Annotated in this window: 18 protein-coding genes; 4 read left to right on the forward strand and 14 right to left on the reverse strand. The window is 30.4% G+C overall.

Features of this window, described 5'->3' with window-relative positions; all coding sequences use genetic code 11:
• Window positions 1–11: 11 nt before the first annotated feature.
• Window positions 12–911 (reverse strand): DMT family transporter, encoded by a 900-nt coding sequence (locus tag V6137_RS05520; RefSeq protein WP_425446891.1) that lies wholly within the window; start codon window positions 909–911, stop codon window positions 12–14.
• A gap of 19 nt (window positions 912–930) precedes the next feature.
• Window positions 931–1,494 (reverse strand): helix-turn-helix domain-containing protein, encoded by a 564-nt coding sequence (locus tag V6137_RS05525; RefSeq protein WP_425446892.1) that lies wholly within the window; start codon window positions 1,492–1,494, stop codon window positions 931–933.
• 182 nt (window positions 1,495–1,676) lie between these two features.
• On the opposite strand from V6137_RS05525, the gene V6137_RS05530 reads away from it, so the two are divergent.
• From V6137_RS05530 to V6137_RS05545, 4 genes are all read left to right on the forward strand, one after another.
• The gene (locus V6137_RS05530; protein WP_425446893.1) at window positions 1,677–1,931 is read left to right on the forward strand and encodes a TIGR03905 family TSCPD domain-containing protein; all 255 of its coding nucleotides are present in this window, start codon (window positions 1,677–1,679) and stop codon (window positions 1,929–1,931) included.
• Window positions 1,932–2,485: 554 nt separating this feature from the next.
• Window positions 2,486–3,847 carry a uracil-xanthine permease family protein gene (locus tag V6137_RS05535; protein WP_425446894.1) on the forward strand — a complete coding sequence of 454 codons (1,362 nt, stop codon included), beginning with the start codon at window positions 2,486–2,488 and terminating at the stop codon, window positions 3,845–3,847.
• A 201-nt stretch (window positions 3,848–4,048) separates the two neighbouring features.
• The gene (locus V6137_RS05540) at window positions 4,049–5,479 is read left to right on the forward strand and encodes a TldD/PmbA family protein (RefSeq protein WP_425446895.1); all 1,431 of its coding nucleotides are present in this window, start codon (window positions 4,049–4,051) and stop codon (window positions 5,477–5,479) included.
• Entirely contained in the window at window positions 5,479–6,771 is a 1,293-nt protein-coding gene (locus V6137_RS05545; protein ID WP_425446896.1) for a metallopeptidase TldD-related protein, read from the forward strand. Before V6137_RS05540 ends, V6137_RS05545 begins: the two co-directional genes overlap by 1 nt.
• Window positions 6,772–6,810: 39 nt before the next feature.
• On the opposite strand, the gene V6137_RS05550 is transcribed toward V6137_RS05545, so the two are convergent.
• From V6137_RS05550 to V6137_RS05605, 12 genes are all read right to left on the reverse strand, one after another.
• On the reverse strand, window positions 6,811–7,647 hold the full coding sequence (locus V6137_RS05550; protein WP_425446897.1) for a permease prefix domain 1-containing protein: 837 nt from the start codon (window positions 7,645–7,647) through the stop codon (window positions 6,811–6,813).
• A gap of 1 nt (window position 7,648) precedes the next feature.
• Window positions 7,649–7,975: a PadR family transcriptional regulator gene (locus V6137_RS05555; protein WP_425446898.1), complete on the reverse strand. Its 327-nt coding sequence runs from the start codon at window positions 7,973–7,975 to the stop codon at window positions 7,649–7,651.
• A 123-nt stretch (window positions 7,976–8,098) separates the two neighbouring features.
• Window positions 8,099–9,067: an ABC transporter ATP-binding protein gene (locus V6137_RS05560; RefSeq protein WP_425446899.1), complete on the reverse strand. Its 969-nt coding sequence runs from the start codon at window positions 9,065–9,067 to the stop codon at window positions 8,099–8,101.
• Window positions 9,068–10,039 carry an ABC transporter ATP-binding protein gene (locus V6137_RS05565; protein WP_425446900.1) on the reverse strand — a complete coding sequence of 324 codons (972 nt, stop codon included), beginning with the start codon at window positions 10,037–10,039 and terminating at the stop codon, window positions 9,068–9,070.
• Window positions 10,036–10,881, reverse strand: coding sequence for an ABC transporter permease (locus V6137_RS05570; RefSeq protein WP_425446901.1), 846 nt, complete (start codon window positions 10,879–10,881; stop codon window positions 10,036–10,038). The genes V6137_RS05565 and V6137_RS05570 overlap by 4 nt, the downstream gene beginning before the upstream one ends.
• Before the next feature lie 4 nt (window positions 10,882–10,885).
• Window positions 10,886–11,839, reverse strand: coding sequence for an ABC transporter permease (locus V6137_RS05575; protein ID WP_425446902.1), 954 nt, complete (start codon window positions 11,837–11,839; stop codon window positions 10,886–10,888).
• Window positions 11,840–11,900: 61 nt separating this feature from the next.
• Window positions 11,901–13,538, reverse strand: coding sequence for an ABC transporter substrate-binding protein (locus tag V6137_RS05580; RefSeq protein WP_425446903.1), 1,638 nt, complete (start codon window positions 13,536–13,538; stop codon window positions 11,901–11,903).
• Between the two features lie 500 nt (window positions 13,539–14,038).
• Window positions 14,039–14,653, reverse strand: coding sequence for a hypothetical protein (locus tag V6137_RS05585; RefSeq protein ID WP_425446904.1), 615 nt, complete (start codon window positions 14,651–14,653; stop codon window positions 14,039–14,041).
• 166 nt (window positions 14,654–14,819) lie between these two features.
• Complete coding sequence (locus V6137_RS05590; protein WP_425446905.1) at window positions 14,820–15,218, reverse strand: RrF2 family transcriptional regulator; 399 nt, start codon at window positions 15,216–15,218, stop codon at window positions 14,820–14,822.
• 146 nt (window positions 15,219–15,364) lie between these two features.
• On the reverse strand, window positions 15,365–16,654 hold the full coding sequence (locus tag V6137_RS05595; RefSeq protein ID WP_425446906.1) for a hypothetical protein: 1,290 nt from the start codon (window positions 16,652–16,654) through the stop codon (window positions 15,365–15,367).
• Window positions 16,655–16,658: 4 nt separating this feature from the next.
• Window positions 16,659–19,649, reverse strand: coding sequence for a M20/M25/M40 family metallo-hydrolase (locus V6137_RS05600; protein ID WP_425446907.1), 2,991 nt, complete (start codon window positions 19,647–19,649; stop codon window positions 16,659–16,661).
• A gap of 173 nt (window positions 19,650–19,822) precedes the next feature.
• Window positions 19,823–20,779, reverse strand: a complete 957-nt coding sequence (locus V6137_RS05605; RefSeq protein ID WP_425446908.1) for an HD-GYP domain-containing protein — start codon at window positions 20,777–20,779, stop codon at window positions 19,823–19,825.
• Between the last annotated feature and the right edge of the window lie 177 nt (window positions 20,780–20,956).

Consider the following 20,956-nt stretch of genomic DNA (forward strand, 5'->3'; position numbering starts at 1 on the left):
CCTTTGCTTAGTTAAGAATTATTTATTTCACCTTTTCTATTTCCCCTTATAAACTTCCATTTTGTTTCTGCTGTTATTATGGATATAAAAACCACAACAGAGCCTATAATCATTTGCACAGTAAAGGGGTCTCCTAAGATTATAACTGATAATAAGCTTCCAAATACTGCTTCAAGACATAATATTATTGCAGTATGGGTTGATGTTGTATATTTCTGAGCAACAGTTTGAATTAAAAATGCAACCAGTGTACTAAATACCCCCAAATACAATATTGCCATAATACCTTTAGTAGTTACACTATTTGGTATAGGTTCAAATATAAATGATAGTACTATGGACAGTACTGCTGCCGTTATAAACTGTATAACTGTAAGGATCACTGGGTCATGCTTTTTAGCAAATAATCCTATGGAAACTATATGACATGCAAACAATAGGGCACATAGTAGGGTAAGACTATCCCCTTTATTTATATCTATCCCTTTATTTAAAGTAAGTAGTCCTATTCCTATAACCGCTAGAAAAGCTGCAATAAAGTTATATCTGTCTGGTTTTTCTCCTTCCACAATCCAATATAAAAATGGAACCATAACAACATTAGTCCCTGTTAAGAATGCCTGTTTAGATGGGGTTGTATAATATATCCCCATGGTTTGGGCAGCAAAGGCTGAAAATAGGAAAAAACCTATTATAGCTCCAGCCACCACATCATTTTTATTTGCTTTCTTTAATCTCTTAAAAAACACTATAACCATAAGTATGGAAGCTATGGAAAATCTAAAGGCATTCATATACAAAGCGGTAATGGAATTTGATGCTATCTTTGTGGCTACAAAGCCACTTCCCCATATGATAGCTACTAAAAGTAATGATAAATCTGCATATAAACTCTTATGATCTCTTTTCATAAATCCTCCTTTAAAGTCACTATTTTTCTTTGAATTTATTTGGAGTGTTAACAGCAAGTAATCTCACTATTTTATTTGTGTAGTTAGACCAATTATGACTTACATTTGAACTAATATGGGCACTATCACCTGGATATAAATCATATCTTTTATCTCCAACATACAGGGTTAGTATCCCTTCTAATATATATATAAACTCTTCACCTTCATGACTATATCCTTCCACATCCTCGTCATCGCTACTGGGAAGTACTTCTATAAGTCTTGGAAACATATCTTTATCCATTAGACTATTTGATAGTTGATAATGAATAAATTTTGAATTATCTATTTTAAATATTTCCTTCTCATGATGTCTAACAATATCATCCTGTTTATTCTTGGGAACTACGAAGAAGTAACCTAAATCTATTTCAAAAACATCTGCTATCTTTTGTAAAGAATCTATTGCTATAGTTGTAAGACCCCTTTCAAGTTGAGATAAAAAACCGGTTGATAAATCTGTTTTATCACTTAAGTCTTTAAGGGTCATATCTTTACCTTTCCTCAGCTCCTTAATTTTTTTCCCAATATCATCATGCATAAAATTCCTCCTTATTTTTTATAAAATTTATCTATATTATCTATTATATTATATCAGATAATAGATTTCATCATTTTTATGAAAAAAGTTTATATTTATGAAATTTGACATTAGCTATTACTATGGCTAAAATATACTAGGTGATATAAAGTGATAATGACATATTAGAAAGGGGACATAAAATGAATACATATACTACAATGGGAGTATGTACAAAACAAATTTCCTTTGATATTGAGGATAATAAGGTTTATAATGTGAGTTTTTTTGGTGGGTGTCCTGGAAATCTAGAGGGAATAGCCAGTCTAGTAGAGGGCATGGATATAAATGATGCAATAAATAAACTTAAAGGTATAAAATGTGGACCTAAAAGTACATCTTGTCCAGACCAATTGGCAAAGGCCCTTGAGGAGTATATTAAAAATAAGGTAGCGTAGGATTGAATAAAAGGGCCAAGGGCCCTTTTATTTTGTTCATGGTTCAGAGGCAAAATATCTAAAAGAATTTTATTATTAAAATCTTTTTACTTTAAACTATGTTATACCAGTTAGTTGTTTCCATTATTTATTGTATACTTTTTATAAAATAGTATATATTCTTTTCAATTTTTCTTATTTTCTTTATATTTTATTGTCTTTTTACAATATCTTTAATAATCACTGCATATTACCTATTTAAAGGGAATTATTATGTATTAATGACCTTACATATTTTTGTATTCTATAAATTAATCTTATTTTTTAATAGCCTAATTTAATGGAGTTCTACATATGCAATATATACTAATTACATATATTATTTTTTTAATACTTTTGTTATATATTACAAATATAGTTGTGTTAACGTTTTCATATGTTGATTTATATATTTTTGTAATATACACTTATCTTTAAAATCAGATCTGATTCACTTTCAGGAAAACTTTTTCCTGTTTTTTTAGTTGTTTTCGTCATAATTTTAACATTTTTATTTAAATCTAAGGAGGAATATAATGGATAGTGATAAACCAGTAGATAGTAAGGACTCAGGAATAGATATGTTGTATGAAATCAATGATAAACCTCCTATTCCTGTGGCAATATTATTAGGATTTCAACATATCATAGCTGCCTTTGGAGGTATAGTTGCAGTTCCTTTAGTTATAGGTAGTGCTTTAGGACTCTCTGTATCCGATGCTGCTTTTTTAGTTAGTGCGTCAATTTTCGTGGCAGGTATAGCTACCTTTATACAAGCTAAAGGCATAGGACCTATAGGTGCTCGAGTTCCCTGTATTATGGGTACTGACTTTACATTTGTTGGTCCATCAATTGCAGTTGGACAAACTATGGGTATGGGACTTCCGGGAATATTTGGTGCAACAATTTTAGGATCCTTTACAGAAATTATATTAAGTAGATTTATAAAACCACTAATGAGATTTTTCCCACCGGTTGTTACCGGTACAGTTGTTACCCTTATAGGTCTGACCTTGCTTCCAGTCTCCATAGATTGGGCCGCTGGAGGAGCAGGTGCTGCCGATTATGGAAGTCTAACTAATGTAACTTTATCTATGATAGTTATGGCTATAGTTATTGTATTAAATAGGTATGGTAAAGGAATATTCAGTAGTGCATCTATTCTTATAGGTATAATAGTAGGATATATAATAAGTTATCCTTTAGGATTGCTTGATTTCACAGCTGTTAATGATGCCCAGTGGGTTGCTCTACCTCAAATATTTAAGTTTGGTGTTGATTTTAAATTAGCGGCGGTTGTACCATTTTTAGCTGCATATTTAGTTACATCAATTGAAACAATAGGTTGTTTGATGGCAGTTGGAGAAGCTTCAAATAAAAGTTTATCCAGTGATGAGCTAGGTTCTGGACTTTTAGCCGATGGTGTAGGTAGTTTTATAGCAGGTTTCTTTGGTGCTGGTCCTAATACATCCTTTAGTCAGAACGTAGGGCTTATTCCAATGACAAAGGTTGCAAGTAGATTTGTTGTTATTATATCCGGTATAATATTAATGCTTTTAGGTATATTCCCTAAGGTAGGTGCATTAATTGCCATAATGCCAGACCCCGTTTTAGGTGGTGCAGGTATTGTTATGTTTGGTATGGTTGCGTCTTCTGGTATAAAAACATTAAGTAGGGTTAAGTTAAATAACCGTAACCTTCTTATTATAGCGGTATCAGTTGGCTTAGGATTAGGTATAACTGTAAGACCTGACTTTATCGCTAATCTACCAAATTGGTTAAAGATGTTATTCTCATCGGGAATAAGTACAGGTACTATAGTTGCCCTTATACTGAATATATGCCTTAAAGAGGAAAAACCTAATGTAGAAAAAAATATCAGTAAGAAAGTAGCTTAAAGAAACTCCAAATAGGATTTATTAAAATTATTGACAAAGTAATAAAAAAGAAACTCCAAAGAGAGTTTCTTTTTTATTAAATTCTTGCTCTCTACACAAAACAAAGGTTCCTTTGTTGTAACTTTAAATTTTCGTAATATTCTTGATTTTATAAAATATAATTGATAAAGTATAGTTGGATAATTATAAGGGGGTGTAGTTGTGAAAGTTGAAATGTCAAAATATTTATTTAATACTAAAGACATATTAAAAGAACTGATTTCTAAATTGTCAGAAGATTATAATTATGTTTCAGTGTTAGGTACCGACATATCAGGTAAAAGTTTCAGTGTAACAAGAACAGGGATCGATATCGGGGATTCCCACTTGACGGAACGGGGGTTTGTTTTAAGAGTTCATAATGGTATTAACTACTCAGAGTTTTCCTTTAATAAAATTGATAATATAGACAGTCTCATTGAAAATGTAAAAAACAAAATTAATGGTGACTTAGAAAGACTAAAAAACTCTAATATCAAAATTAGCTCCTATCCTATTATAGAGGAAGAGAAAATAGAAAAATCTTTTCATGGAGATGTAGAAATTCTTCCTAGTGAAGTAACTGATAGGGAAAAGATAGATAGGATGACAAACATTATGAATAAAGCTCTATCTTCTTCAGAACATCTTATTGATTTTAGGGTTGGCTATAATGAAATTCATATATCTAAGGTTTTTGTATCAACTAAAAAAGATCTAGAACAAACATACATAGCTTCTGAAGGATACCTTGCTCCTATAGTTCGAAGGGACAATAATACTAAATATAATTTTGAAGGTTTCTCAGGACTTAAAGGAGCTGAAATATTAGATGAAATGGAAAGTGGATATGAACAAGCAATAGAAACTGCTGTTAATCTATTGGATGCTAAGAAGGTTAAACCAGGGGAATATGATATAATTTGTGCTCCTGATATTACTGGACTTATAGCCCATGAGGCCTTCGGTCACGGTGTTGAAATGGATATGTTTGTTAAAAATAGGGCAAAGGCTGTTGAGTATCTAGATAAGGCTGTTGCTTCTGATTTAGTAGTTATGCACGATGGAGCTAAAGCGGCTAAACAAGTAGGATCTCACCTTTTTGATGACGAGGGAACTATGGGTACAGATACAGTTATTATAGATAATGGAATCCTTAAAACCGGTATATCAGATTTATTATCTGCCCAAAGGCTTGGTACCAAGCCAACAGGAAATGGAAAAAGGGAGTCCTTTGAAAGAAAGGCCTATGCCCGTATGACCAATACCTTTATTTCCCCTGGAAATGATGACTTAGAGGATATAATAGCATCAATAGATAAGGGTTATTTACTTGAAGGATTAATGAGCGGTATGGAAGACCCTAAAAACTGGGGTATACAATGTATGATCCTCCAGGGTAAAGAAATAATAGATGGAAAATTAACTGGAAATATTATAAGCCCTGTTATAATGACAGGATATGTTCCCGATCTATTAAAGTCTATATCCATGATTTCAAAGGAAGAAGATTTTAAACTCTTCGGTTCTGGTATGTGTGGAAAGGGTCACAAGGAATGGGTTAAAAACTCTAATGGAGGCTCCTATATTAAAGCTAGGGGGAGGTTAGGTTAATGATAGATAATATTAAAAATATACTATCAACCATTGATGTAGATGGTTGGAAAATAATAGAGACTAAAACTAAATCTACTGAACTATTCTTTGTAAAAAAAGAACTTGATATGAATAGGGGAAAAGATGTACATCATATAAAGGTCTTTGTCTATAAAGATTTTGTAGAAGATAATACAAAATATAAAGGCTCATCATCAACAAATATATCACCTACTATGGATGATACGGAAATAAAAGAAAAGTTAGAAGATGCGGCCTTTGCAGCAACCTTTGTTAAGAATGAATATTATCCTTTAGTAAAGCCTGTTGATATGGATGTTAAAAATATGAATAGTACATCTAGGCCCATATCAGAGTGGGTAAATGGACTAGTAGACGGTATCTTTAAATACGATACATTAGAAAAGGGAAGTATTAATTCATCGGAATTATTTATAAATGATGTATCAACAAGGATAGTTAACTCTGAAGGAGTAGATGTTTCCTATGAAGGTTATGAGGGACAATTGGAGTTTATTACAAATTGGACTGAAGATGGGGAAGAAATCGAACTATATAGAGATATTAAATTCTCTGATTATAATCCTGATTATTTAAGTGAGGAAGTAAATCACATGCTTAATATGTCAAAGGAAAAAGCAATGGCGACTAATACTCCAAACCTTGAAAAACAAACAATCCTATTAACAGGAGAACCTGTTAAAGAATTTTTTAACTATTATTACCAAAGGGCTAATACCAGGGCCATATATGAACAAATATCAACAGAAAAACTTAATGAGAGTATCCAAGGAGATAGTATTAACGGGGATTTAGTTACAATAAAACTGGATCCTGTTATGAATAACTCTTCAAAGTCCAAGCCCTATGATAATGATGGTTTACCCCTTAAAGAAGTTACAATAATAAAGGATGGAATACTAAAGTCCTACTGGGGTAATACTAGATTCAGTAGTTATTTAGATATAGAACCTACAGGTGATATTGAAAATATAGTTGTAGAGGGTGGAAGCAAATCAGTAGAAGACTTTAAGAAAGAACCTTATTTAGAATTACTTGCTTTTTCTGATTTTCAAGTTAATCCAATAACAGGGGATTTTGCAGGAGAAATAAGACTTGGAAGATATTTTGATGGTGAAAAAACAATTCCAGTATCCAGCGGTTCAATCTCCGGTAACATAAAAGAAGTTCAAAAGAATATGTATCTATCCAAGGAGATTAACCAAGATAATAACTTTATAGGTCCAAAAACAATACAGCTATTTGACATAGATATCTCAGGAAGTTAAAAAACCTGGGACAAAGGGCCAGTCCCTTTGTCTTAGGTTTTATCTATTATTTATTCCTTTTTTACTTAATATATTTTCTATATCCTTCATTTGACCTTTATCCACTTTAAACATAGGTCCATTCATAATGTTATTTAATTCAAGTCTAATCTCATAAACTATTCCATTTTTTCTATGGGATTTTATCCATCTATATGATTTCACATCCTCCCATTTTATAAATCTATTAAATGCAAAAATTCCATCTTCATATATTGGGGTTGACCTTGTATAAGTATATTCGGTTGTGGCATAAATTGATATAAACTGCCATAAGGGAATCATAACATTAAATTCAAACTCTTTAGATATAATCTCTGATATTAATATAAATAAAAGAAGTATTATATAAAATCCAAATATCCATCTAGCTAAACTTTGATAGGATGATACTGCCTTTACTTTTCTTATATGATATATTATATTGTTTTTCCCTTTGAATTTAATATGGTTTTTAATAATTGGAATAGCCATAATTGATATAGATAACGTAATCAATAAAATACTGATTAACTCAAGTATTGATATTTCTCCATTTAGAGAATAAAAAACAGATATAATTGTAGCTATTATAGTTATGGCATAAATAGTTATCATAAAGTAATTTTTGTGGTCACTATGTATACTATTTAGTTCCCTTCCTACCACTTTTGCATTTCCCATTTGATCTATTGACTTATCTACCGCTTCATTTTCACTATACCCCATATCAATATAGTCTTCCGATATGGCTAATATATGATCTTTTAACTCTTCTTTAGTATTATTAACAACCTCTTGATCTTTTATATAGTTTGAAACTCTACCTAGATAATCATCTATTTTTTTATATTCCATCTTACATTCCCTCCCTTAGCACTTTGTTTACAGTTTTACTAAAGGTATTCCACTCTTTTTCTTTGCTAGAAAGCTCTTTTTGCCCTTTTTTTGTTATTTTATAATATTTTCTTTTTCTAGAATTTTCTTTTTTCTCCCAGTAGGCTTCTACTAATTTTTTCTTCTCTAAGGAATGTAGTATTGGGTATAATGTACCTTCTTTTAATTTAAAAACACCATCGGATATAACATTTAATTTTTTTATAAGACCATATCCATACATGGGTTCATTGGACAAAAGGGATAATATCAATGTTTCAGTACTCCCCTTTAATAGTTCTTTGTTCATAGTACCCCTCCTATACTTAGTAATACTATGCCTCGAAATCCTATGTATAGATTATCACTTACTCTTTTCATTGTCAATAAAAAAACCTGGGACAAAGATACTGTTCCTTTGTCCCAGGTTTTATCAGTAAATGTGACAAGCCACTCTATGGCCATCTTCCACTTCTTTAAACTCTGGCTCTACGTTGTTACACTTTTCCATTCTAAATTTGCATCTAGTTTTAAACCTACAGCCTAAAGGAGGATTTATAGGACTTGGTACATCGCCTTTAAGTATTTGTCTATCTCTACTTTGGGCCAAGTCAGGGTCTGCTATAGGTATTGATGACAATAATGCCTTTGTATAAGGGTGAAGTGGCTTTTTATATAGCTTATCACTTCTAGTTAGCTCAACTAATTTTCCTAAATACATAACCCCTATTCTATGGGATATATGTCTTACCATTGATAAATCATGGGATATAAACAAATAAGTTAAACCAAACTCCTGTTGTAAATCCTTTAGCATATTTATAACTTGAGCTTGTATAGATACATCAAGGGCAGATGTTGGTTCGTCACATAATATAAACTTAGGTTTTACAGATAAAGCCCTAGCTATTCCTATTCTTTGCCTTTGACCTCCACTAAACTCTTGAGGATACCTATATATGTCTTCTTTATTTAATCCAACCTTTTGTAATAACTTAAATATAATATCTTCTCTATCCTTTTTACTAACCCCATAACTATCTAAGGGTTCATTTATAATATCCTTTACAGTCATATAGGGATTTAATGATGCAAAGGGATCTTGAAATATTATTTGCATATCTTTTCTATACGGTTTTAATTCCTTATCGTTTATAGATGATATATCCTTACCATTAAATATTATACTTCCCTCTGTGGGGTCATATAGTCTAGTTACAGTTCTTCCCAATGTGGATTTTCCACATCCCGATTCCCCAACAAGACCTAGGGTTTCCCCTTTATTTATATCAAAGGTAATATCGTCAACTGCTTTAACATATTGGTTCTTATCGTTAAAAAAACTTTTTTTAACTTTAAAGTATTTTTTTATATTTCGTATTTCCATTAAAGGACTAGTCATCTAAATCCCATCCTTCCCATTTAACCAACACATGGATTTATGTTTTTCATCTATTAAAAATCCCTTAGGTCTTTTATCTTTGCATATTTCCCTTCTATATTTACATCTACTATAAAAAGGGCATCCCTTAGGGGCATTTAATAAATTAGGTGGAGAACCATCTATAGGCATAAGTCGGTCTTCATCTCCTAATTTGGGTATTGAGCCTAAAAGCCCTTTTGTATAGGGATGGTTAGGTTTATAAAATATATCCCGAACTGATCCCTCTTCCATAACAAGACCTCCATACATAACTAGAACTCTATCACAGGTTTCTGCAACAACCCCTAGATCATGGGTTATTATAATAATAGATGTCTTGGTTTTATCCTTTAGTTCCTTCATAAGTTCTAATATTTGAGCCTGTATTGTAACATCAAGGGCTGTTGTAGGTTCATCGGCTATTAATAAATCCGGTTCACAGGATAGTGCCATGGCTATCATTGCTCTTTGTCGCATACCTCCACTAAATTCATGGGGATAATTATCTATCCTAGTCTTAGGAGATGGTATACCAACTATATCTAAAAATTCTATAGCCTTTTCTCTGGCTTTTCTTTTATTTAACCCCTTATTTTTTATTAAAACATCAGTCATCTGTTCTCCAATTGTATATACTGGATTTAAAGATGTCATAGGATCTTGAAATATCATTGCGATTTTATTACCCCTTATATCCCTTAATTTCTTTTTGGGATAATCTATTATATTTTCACCATTAAATATTATTTTTCCATCTTTAATTTCCCCTGGCTTCTTTATAAGTCCCATTATTGACATGGAAGTAACACTTTTACCACTTCCCGATTCACCTACTATTCCTAAAACTTCTCCTCTTTTAACAGCAAAATCTACTCCCCTAACAGCTTGTACTTCCCCAGTTTTGGTATAAAATGAAGTTTTTAAGTTTCTAACCTCTAATATTTCTTTCATCGGTTGTCCCCCCTTGATTCAAGGGTATTTCTGATAGTATCTCCTAATATATTAAAACTAAGAACTGTTAGTAAGATAAACATCCCTGGAAAAATTCCCAAGTATGGTGCTTCATCCATATACCCTTGGGATTTACTTAACATACTACCCCAAGAGGCATCGGGAGCTTGTACACCCATTCCTAAAAAACTAAGGGCCGACTCAGTAAGTATTGCCCCAGCTATACTTAAAGTAGCAGCAACAATAACTGTAGGTAGTACATTGGGAATTATATGCTTTCTTATTATCTTTAAATTTGAGACACCTAAACTTTTTGCATACAATACGTATTCATTACTTTTTATACTTAATGTTTCTGCCCTAACTAATCTCGCCGTTCCCATCCAACCAAGTAGACCTATAATTAGAACTATTATTCCAATACTAGGCTTAAGATAGGCATTTAAAACAAGTATTATAAAAAAACTGGGTATTGACATCAATACATCAACTCCCCTCATTAAAAAGGAATCTAATCTTCCTTCAAAATATCCACTTATTGAACCTACTATAGTGCCAATAGTTGTGGATATCAACATTGATAAGAAACCAACACTAAGGGATATTCTACCCCCATATAATATTCTAGTAAAATAGTCTCTTCCCATTATATCAGTACCAAATATATTAGTTTTATTTGGAGACTTTAATCTACTTGACATATCTATTTTATTAGGTTCATAGGGTGATAAAAATGCCAATATGGATATAAGTGTAAATAAAATTATTATAAATAATGCTACTTTTCCTAATTTGTTGTTAAATATTTGTTCCTTAAGTCCTCTTATTAGTTTTCTATACATGCCATCACCTCATATTCCCAATTCTAGGGTCAACTATTCCATACAATATATCTGCTATTAAATTCCCTACTATAAGTAATAGGGCCGTTAGCATGGTAGTTGCCATTATAACTGGATAATCGTAATTAAATATGGAGTCAACTCCCAGTCTCCCCATACCTGGCCATCCAAATACAGTTTCCGTTACGAAAGCTCCCGTTACAATAGAGGGTAAACTCATACCTAGTATTGTTATTATAGGAAGCAACACATTTTTTAACACATATTTAAACATAATTTTATATTTTGAAAATCCATAGGCTTCCTCTGTCCTGACATAGTTTTCATTAAGTTGTACAATAGTACTAGAGCGAACATACCTGGTATATACCGATATACTTGAAAAACTTAATACAGTACAGGGAAGGATACCATGTTTTATAACATCTAGTACAGAATTCTCAATCCCTATGGTTCTCATTCCAACACTTGGAAGCATTCCGAATTTATATGCAAATATATATATAAGTAATATACCAAACCAAAAACTAGGTATAGATATTCCCACATAAGATATTGTTGTTATTATATTATCTATAAGCTTTCCTTTCTTTTTTGCTGTATATAAACCTAGGGGAATTGATATAAAAAGGGATATTAAAAGGGAGCTTCCCATAAGTCCTACTGTCGCCGGTATTCTTGATTTTATAACCTCTGTTACCGGTCTAAAATCTATTAATGAGTACCCTAGATCTCCCTTTAATACTTTTCTAATCCATTTGATATATTGTATATGTATGGGATCATTAAGTCCTAGTCTTTCCTTAACTGCTTGTATCTCCTTGGCATTCATCTTAGGTGATATGTAGCTAGTCGATGGATCCCCCGGTGCTATATGCATAAGGGTAAAGGATATTATGGATATTACAAGTAACATAATAGCTGCCTGTATAATCCGTTTTAAAATATATTTTGTCATATTTCACCAACTTTCCCGTTAATTTAATAAGACAGTTCTAAGAGAACTGTCTTATTTTTTATTATTCAACCATATATATTTGAGATAAATCATTGAACATATGAATAGGAGCAGGCTCTGCCTCTTCTAATCCTTTAAACTTAGGATTAGCTGCAACTATTGCATAACCATAGGATACTGAATACATTGGAGCATCGTCCATTATCTTTTGTTGTATATCCTTATATAACTGTTCTCTTTTCTCTTTGTTTGTCTCTTTTGCTGCCTCATCCCATAACTTATCTACTTCAGGATTACTATAAGAATTCACATTATTCATACTACCTGTTTTAAATACTTGGGCATATGATGACGGCTCTTTACCATATATGTATCCATTAAATGCCATGTCATACTCAGTATTATGCTCTGTATCAAATAATGCATTATAGAAGGATGCCATATCCATTGCCTTAAGTTCCACATTTATTCCCACTTCTTTTAGATATTGTTGAACTAATAGTTCTCTAACATCATCTTTACCTATATAAGCCATAGTTAATGTAACATCTTTAAGACCACTTTCTTTTAATAGCTCCTTAGCTTTTTCTGGATTATATTTATATTTTTCTACATCATCGGTCTTATAAAGGGTCTTATCCGCAAAGAATGAATAGGCAGGTTTTGCATATTCAGTTGATATATAAGTTGCCTTTAATATTTCCTCTCTATCAAGGGCATAGGATATTGCTTTTCTTAATTTTTTATTTTTAAGTTCTTCATTATTTTGATTAAATATTATATAGTCCAATCTATCTTCATCAAATGCTAGTATATTTGCCTTTTGGTCAAATTTTTCAACATTTTCAGCTCGGATACCCATAATATCTATTTCTCCATTTTTAAATGCTATTTCAGCTGAAGATGCCTCAGGTATTATTCTATATACAACTTCATCTAAATGGGGAGATCCCTTAAAGAAGTCTTTAAATTTAGCCAACGTTATAGTTTCTCCTGGCTTTCTTTCTTTAAATTTAAATGGCCCCGAACCAATGGGATTATTATTAACATCATTTGCCTGAATATTTTCTATTCCACCATATACATGTTCTGGGAACATTCTTATTCCACCTATTGTATCTAAAAATCCAACCTGAACCTCTGGTAATATAAACTTAACAGTTAGATCATCGATTTTTTCTAATTTAATTTCACCCTTTGAGGTTATAAAACCATCTCTCAAATGACTACCTTGATTTTTATCCATTATAGTATTGAATGTAAATACTAAGTCATCTGCAGTTATTTTCTCTCCATCATGCCATTTTAAATTGTTTCTCAATTTAACAGTATATGATAGATAATCATCAGATGGTTTAACCTCTTCCGCTAACCAATAATCTACGTCGTCACCCTTTAAATAATATAGTGGTGAAAATATATGGTTTACTAAAGTTAATGTAGTCCTATCATTTCCATATAGAGGATGTATCACTCTAGAGTCAGAACTAACCCTAAATATCATTCTTCCCCCTTCAACTTTCTTAGGTTCACTAGAATCTTTATTACTATCTTCTTTTTTAGCTTCTTCTTCATTACTTCCTGTTGCTGAAGTTTCCTTTGATTCATTATTTGATGAATCATTACTTCCACAACCAACAAATATTAGGGAAGTTGTCAACACTAAAATTAGTAAAATACTTATTGTTTTTTTATTCATTCCACTACCTCCATTGCTTTATTTTTTCAACTACAGGAATTATAGCATAGTTTTAGTAAAAGTATGTTACCAATTCTTAATTATAAAGTCTTTTAATAATAGTGAAATTTATATAGATTTTATCTATGTAAAACCTAGGATAGTCCCTCGGTGTAAGGTTTTTGGGACAGCAAAAAAGCAGGTACGGGGGATACCTGCTTTCTTTCGAATCTATATATATTGTTAAAAAGGGGTTTGGGAAAGTTTAAGTTTTTAATATAACTTGTTTCTATATATATTAAACTATATTCTAAGGCTTTTTAATATGTAGAACATTAACAAATGTTGTAGAATAAAAGAATAATAGTTATTAATCTATTTGTTAGAACTATAACCTATACCCCTACTAAATACCTATTTATTAAGTCTTTAAAAATTTACAGACAATTCATTGGTATTTGTTAAATATAAATAAAGGGCTTATTTTACCACAAAAAAAGATCACATAAAAGTGATCTTTTTTATTTCATATCTTCCATTGCCTTTATAGCAGCTTCCCTTGCAGCTATAATTTCTGCTTCCCTTCCTGATATATAAAGTCTTCCATACTTACCTAACGGTTCAAAGTCTACTACCTTAATATCCTCGTGTTTTTCCGCTTCATTTACAGCCTTAGTTATATACGCTGCCGGTTCTACTTCCATACTAAATACGCTTTCCCCTGGAATTAATAAAGACCCGTTTCTAAATCTATTTATAAGTTGAGCTTGATAGGGGTCTATATTATGTATAATCTGTTCCGATACAATAATAGGTTTTACCCTATCTTCCACTGTAAGACCACACATATTAAGTATAACATTTCCAGCATCTTTAACCGACGCCACATCTGTTGAATGGACCTCTATCATTCCAAATTCCCTTTCTACAAATTGAAATCCAGGTTTTACATTGGACCTTTTAAGGGCAGCATCCAATATAGTTAATATGTGACTACCGGGCTTTAATTCTATGTAAAGCTGGGCCATGCCGGCTAAAGCAACGTCTCCCTTTACCACCGTACCTGTAAGGGCTGCGTACTGGGGTTGCATATTATCTATAAATGAGAAGGCTCTTAGTGTTAAATTTTCTTTCATTTTATCACTCCATTATTTATAATGAATAATTACTCTATACTTTACTTATGTTACCCAAAAATAAAGATTACAAATCTACATTATCATTTATTATACCATCTTATAGCCATTTGTTATTGGTAAAGATATATAAAGCTTATAATGCCTATGTACAATATTTATATTATTATATAAGATCTCTAAAATTTACCCTTTCAAGTTCATATATTAATGTATACTGTGCCCTCTTTAGAGCATTTTTTATGCTACATTGACTAGTTTTATTATTACAACCATCCTCTTCACTTAAGCATCTATTTATATATATAGGTCCATCTATTAACTCTATGACATCCTTCATAGTTATATCTCTGGGATTTTTATTTAATGTATATCCACCATTTACACCTCTATAGGACTTTGTAAGTTCACCTTTAGTTAGTTTTCTCATTATCTTAAGGGTAAATCTTATTGGTATTTCTTCATCTTCTGATATTGTTTTAGCATCGGCAATATTACCCTTTCCCAATCTAGAAAGATACAGTATTATTTTCATGGCACAATCTGCTTCTTTAGTCATTTTCATGTTTTATTCCCCACCTTAAAGTATACCTTTTGTGTATGATTTTATTATAGAGTATCGGTTCTGTCAATGATTTGATAGTATAACAAAAGGAAAGAAGGGACCTAGGTCCCTTCTTTCCTTTTGTTATACTGGGGAATAATTCCCTTCTATTTATTTAAATAGTCCTGCCACTCTCCACTAAGTTCTAATAGGTCTTTTCCATAAACTTTATAGAATGAATCTTCTAAGTCATTATTTATACTTATCTTGTATAATTCTACATATTTATCTAATCCATACTCTTTTTCTAAGTATTTAGAAAATGAAATAACTTCAGAATAAAACACGTTTTTATCTATTTCTTTGGGTATTGTATAAAAATTTAAATACTCAAAGGGAATATATTTATCACTATTTATAATATTCTTAGCCTTTTTATGGATTTCAGTTGTCTTTTCATCGTCATATAACAGAGTATAATATAATCCATTTCTTACAAATAAAAAATAATTTGAACCTATTTTTTCTTCCATTAGGTATTCATAAATCCCATATTTATAAAGTCTCTTATCTTTAAATTCATATATTTCATCTAAGGCTGTTGAAGTCCATTTATTTGTATACATATTTTTCATATCTTCAATTGCAAAAACATAATAATCTATCTTTTTATCAATATTAAATCCCAGTTTACTAGTAAATAATTTATATGTTTCTTCCCTCTCCTCTATTATATTATCTATATTGTCCTGTATTTCACCACTTATATCACTATAATGAAATATAAAGTGTTCACTTTCCTTTACTATAAAATCATCCTTAGGTGCAACATTTTTTAGATTTCCATTAATAACCCATTTATTATCTTTTTTTATAAGATTGCCATCATATTTTTCAAACAAATTTACTTCTATAGTAAAATCTTTTCCAATATTTCTCCATAAATATGATTCTATTAAATTCTCTTTCTTTAATGCCCCTGATACCATTAGGTACTTATCTTTATTATAAGGATTTGGTATTATATAGTTAAAATTAGTACTATCATTCACAATAGTTTTATCTCCTATATATAACTTACTATCCTTTACTCTAAAAGGGAGTTTATCTAAATTGTTCTCAAATACTTTCATCTGTGATGGATTTCCAAATATCATTATATGATTCTCTTTCATATCCTTTTCCGTTAAGTCATTCTTACTTTTAACTGAAATATTATTATTTTTATGAACATCTTCTAAACTTTTTTTAATTGTTTCTGATTTTCTTTTTAGTTGTGAATTGCCTTCTATATCTTCATAAACCATTATAGCCCTCTCACCTTTATCAATCTTTCCAAAGTAATCCTTATATCCCATTACACCTTCATCTATCCCCTGTGATACTGTCTCTTCACCACTACACCCCACTATTGACAGTAAAAGTATTGAAGCTATTAATATACCTATTTTCCTCATATTATCATCCCCCTATTATGTTGTCTTCTGTTTTTTCACTTCTGTTTTGTATCCTTTCATAGCCTCCCTTTGTTGTTAATGGACTATATAAGCTAGTTATAAAAATCATATTTATAACTGAAAATATTATAAATAGTTTAAATACACTGGATCCTTTAGTTTCCTTTTTGTATAGAGATACTATAATCAATGATATTATTAAAAATATTATTGGCATTAATATGTTTTCAAATCTTAATCCTGTGAAGGATGGTAAGTTAAAGAATATTACTTCTGATAATATGTTAATAAGTAATGCTATAATTATAAACACCTTATTATCAAGCCATTTATCCTTTTTTATAATCCTCAATATTAAAAGGAATATAAACCCTGGTAATATATAATGGATTTTTATAAAGAATAGTACCACCATATATATTAGATTTTTCATAATATTTCCCATTTTAACTAATACCTTTCCTATACTTCCTATCTCCCCAAAGTCTTTATCGGAGCTTATCCCTATTAAGTCACCATCTTCTATTATTGATACATATTTGTTTTTATCCTGTATAAATACAGCTTTTTCTATATCCTTATCACTTTGATAAACTTCAGTTTTACCCCTTATTATTCCATTATATAGTTCATATATATAAACATAGGATTTATCATATTGATCAATTCCTACTATTGAAAATAATATTGTTTCATCTCCATTTACAATATAGGGGATACTATTTCCTTTAACTGACTCCCTAGTAAAACCTCCCACATCTATCTCCCTAGGTTCTAATCCAGATACCTTTCTACTACCTAAATAAAATGGTAAAAACTTATATTTAGATTCCTCTTTAAAGAATATATATCCTTTACCTACATCTATACCAAAATTAATATCGCTATCCTCTTTTAATTTATATAATTGTTTTATATCTGTTTTTGTTCCCCTTCTATTTATCATAATGTATCTTATATCTTTATCTGCTTTAAATACTATATGGATCCTTCCCTTATTATCTATTAAACCTATTGCCTTTTCTATATCTTTAGCTTTTATTTTATAATTCCTTTTATCACCGATTATACTTATTTCTTTATTATTATAGGTTAATATATATTTTTTATTTTGATTATATAAAAGATTAAAATCATCTATATCTTTAGAAATAACTGAAGTGTCTTTATATAGGTTATTATTATAAAGATAATATATATTTCTTTTGTATTCCTTTACCCTATCTACTTTATTGGCTATGTCTAACCTTTCCCTTTCCTTTACCTTTCCATCCCTTGATAAAGTAACCCTTTCTATATTATCAGTTTTAATAATATACTCTATGTCTTCATTTATATTTAAATCATATATATTAGATACATCTGATGATATTTTAGTTTTCCCTTCCCATGGTTCAGGTTTATAGTCTGTAACAAATTGATTTTCGTATTTATAGTTACTGTTATATATTAGTATTGATAATAATATCAATATAAACAATAATACCGATAGTATTGGTTTATTTTTAAGTCTATCTATTTTATGTAATAGTTTATATATTATAAAAAGTAATATTACTAGGGCTATAAGTATTGGAATAATTATTTTTATATTTTTAAATATTTCTCTTTGATTCTCTGACAAATTAGTAAATTTATTATCTTTAGCTTCCATTCCATAATAGTTTATTGCCTTCATCAATAACCTGCCTATTTGGTCCAGTTTAGTTTTGTCTATATTATCTATTGTATCTTCAGGGGTGTGTATAAGATCCTTGGAGGAGTGTATTAACGTTATAGCCTCTCCTCCCCTTTTTGTAAAACTATAATGATCACTGCTATAGTATGCATCACTTTTTACATTAACTTCTATTTCTATATCTTTAGCTATATTGGCTATCCCATTAACTAGGTCCTTACTTTTATAATTACCTTCTTTATCTCTAGTTGTTTGGAGTTCTAATTTAACATCTTCTCTAGACCCTATCATATCTAAATTTATTACCTTAGTTTTATGAAGGGGAAATAATCTTCTATAGGCATAATAATCAGAGCCAAATAATCCTGCCTCCTCCCCATTGAAGGCTGCAAATACTATCCTTCTTCTAGGCTTTATATTACTTTCCTTTATTGCCCTTGCCAGTTCCATCATCATGGCTGTTCCCGATGCATTATCTAAAGCTCCATTATATACATTGCCCTTTGGATCACTTCCTACATGATCAAAATGACCACTTATTATTATGGTTTCATCCTTTAAGTCCTCATCTGTACCCTCTATATAACCTATAACATTATTCATCTTAACATTTTGAAACTTCACATTAATATTTAAATCAATCCCATATCCCTTATTTGTATAATCCTCTATTTCATCATAGGTTTCTTTAGTTACAGCTAAATATATAAATCCCTTATTAATATCTTCTTTTCTATCTAAGGCAATGGCCCTTGATATTAAATCTCCATCTTTTCCCTTACCATGTTCCTTAATATCAATAGGTCTTATAATTCCTTTAACTCCCTTTTCTGTAAGTTCTTTGGCTATTATTTCATTACTGGCATTTAATTTACTAAGTATTATCTTTTCATTTGTTATTTCATTTAGATTATTTATAACTTTAGCTTTTTCCTTCAGTTTCCCTCCAAAACCATAGTTACTTACTACTTCTGTATAGTCTTTACCGTATGCATAAGATTTTATAATCTCCCCATTATCATCTACTACATTAAATCTAAAGGGGTCTTTATACACTGGATACCTATTTATAAATTCTTGATAGTAGCTATCTTCATTTATAGGTTTTAAACCTATTTTTTTAAAGTGATTTTTTATATATTCTTCTGCCTTTTTATTTCCCTCTGTCCCTGATAATCTTCCAGCATATTTATCGGAAGATAATTCCTCTATATGTTTATATGCATTATCTCCACTAAAACTGTCAATATCTAAAGAACCACATCCCGATAATAGTATTATAACTATTAATGCTAAAGTTAATATCTTTGACTTCATTTATAGTCCCCCTTACCTCCCCTTATATATTTCTTTATTTTTTGTAAGTATTATTATTATCTTATCAATTAATACCTTATTTTTCAATATTAAGCTTTTGTACTATACATATACTTGTAGCAAATGTCAGTTTTAAAGTTTAAAATAACAAAACTACCACCAAAGGTGGTAGTTTATAAACTAACTTCTTCAATAAATATTGATAACTCTTCCAATAGGTTATATTCCTTTTTCTCTGTTCTTACCATAGGCCTTAGGGGATAGTTTGAAGTTTGTCTTATTATTATCCCTTCTTCCTTGTTACTAAGCTTAACAGGAAGTCCTATGGGATATATATATGATGATTCTTTAAATTTTTCATATATATCTTTATGGAATTTAATATTAACTAAGGACTGTACCCTTTCAAATGCCTCATGGGGCAATAATTTTTCCTTCCTAAGTAGATTTTCATAGTAATTTGTTAAACTAATTATTTTCACCATATCATGCTGATACTCTTCCGGCTGTTTTTGGGGACCTTTTCCATCTATTGTTTCATGATGATATCTAACGGTTGTATATACTAAAACCGATGCTGCATGGGTCTTTAGAAATTCAAAACCCTTTTCTTCATGTCCTTTATTATCATTCCTTATTAATTTACCTATATCATGGAGTAAACTGGCCTTTGCTATGGCTTCAATTTTTTCTTTAGTCATCCCAATTTTCATTGCAGTAGTTATAGATAGCAAACAAACATTTAATGAGTGTCCTGCTAAGTCATCTTCAGATAATATTTCCCCTACTGGCAAATTAACAGGTTCATTATTTATTTGTGGCATTATTTTCCTTTTAATTAATTCCTTTAGTTCTGATTCTTCAAAATTGCCCTTTGATATATTTTTATAGATATTATTTAGCTTAGATATTATGTGACTTCTATTTTCTTTACTAAGGGTTTCCTTTAGTTCTATATCTGTATTTTCATCCTCTATATATATTGCATTTAAGCCAAACTTCTTTAATCTATCTAACACTCTATTGGATATTTTGGTCCCTGGATTTATTAATTTTCTTCCCTCCTTAGACCTTATAGCCGTTGATATTTTCCTATCCACTACATTTTCTTTAAGCTTACTAAGTCTCATAAAATTCTCCTCTCTAAACCCTATTTCCGATATTTTCCGATGTTTTTCTACATTTTTCTACATTTATATATTCTATAAATATATACTAAACCCTTTTTATTTCTTTTAATTTATTATTTTTGTTTAATGTTATTGAAATCTAAAACACCCTTAAGAAGGCTAAATTTCAAAAGGTAA

The sequence above is a fragment of the Dethiothermospora halolimnae genome (assembly GCF_037577855.1).
GTDB lineage: Bacteria > Bacillota > Clostridia > Tissierellales > VENL01 > Dethiothermospora > Dethiothermospora halolimnae.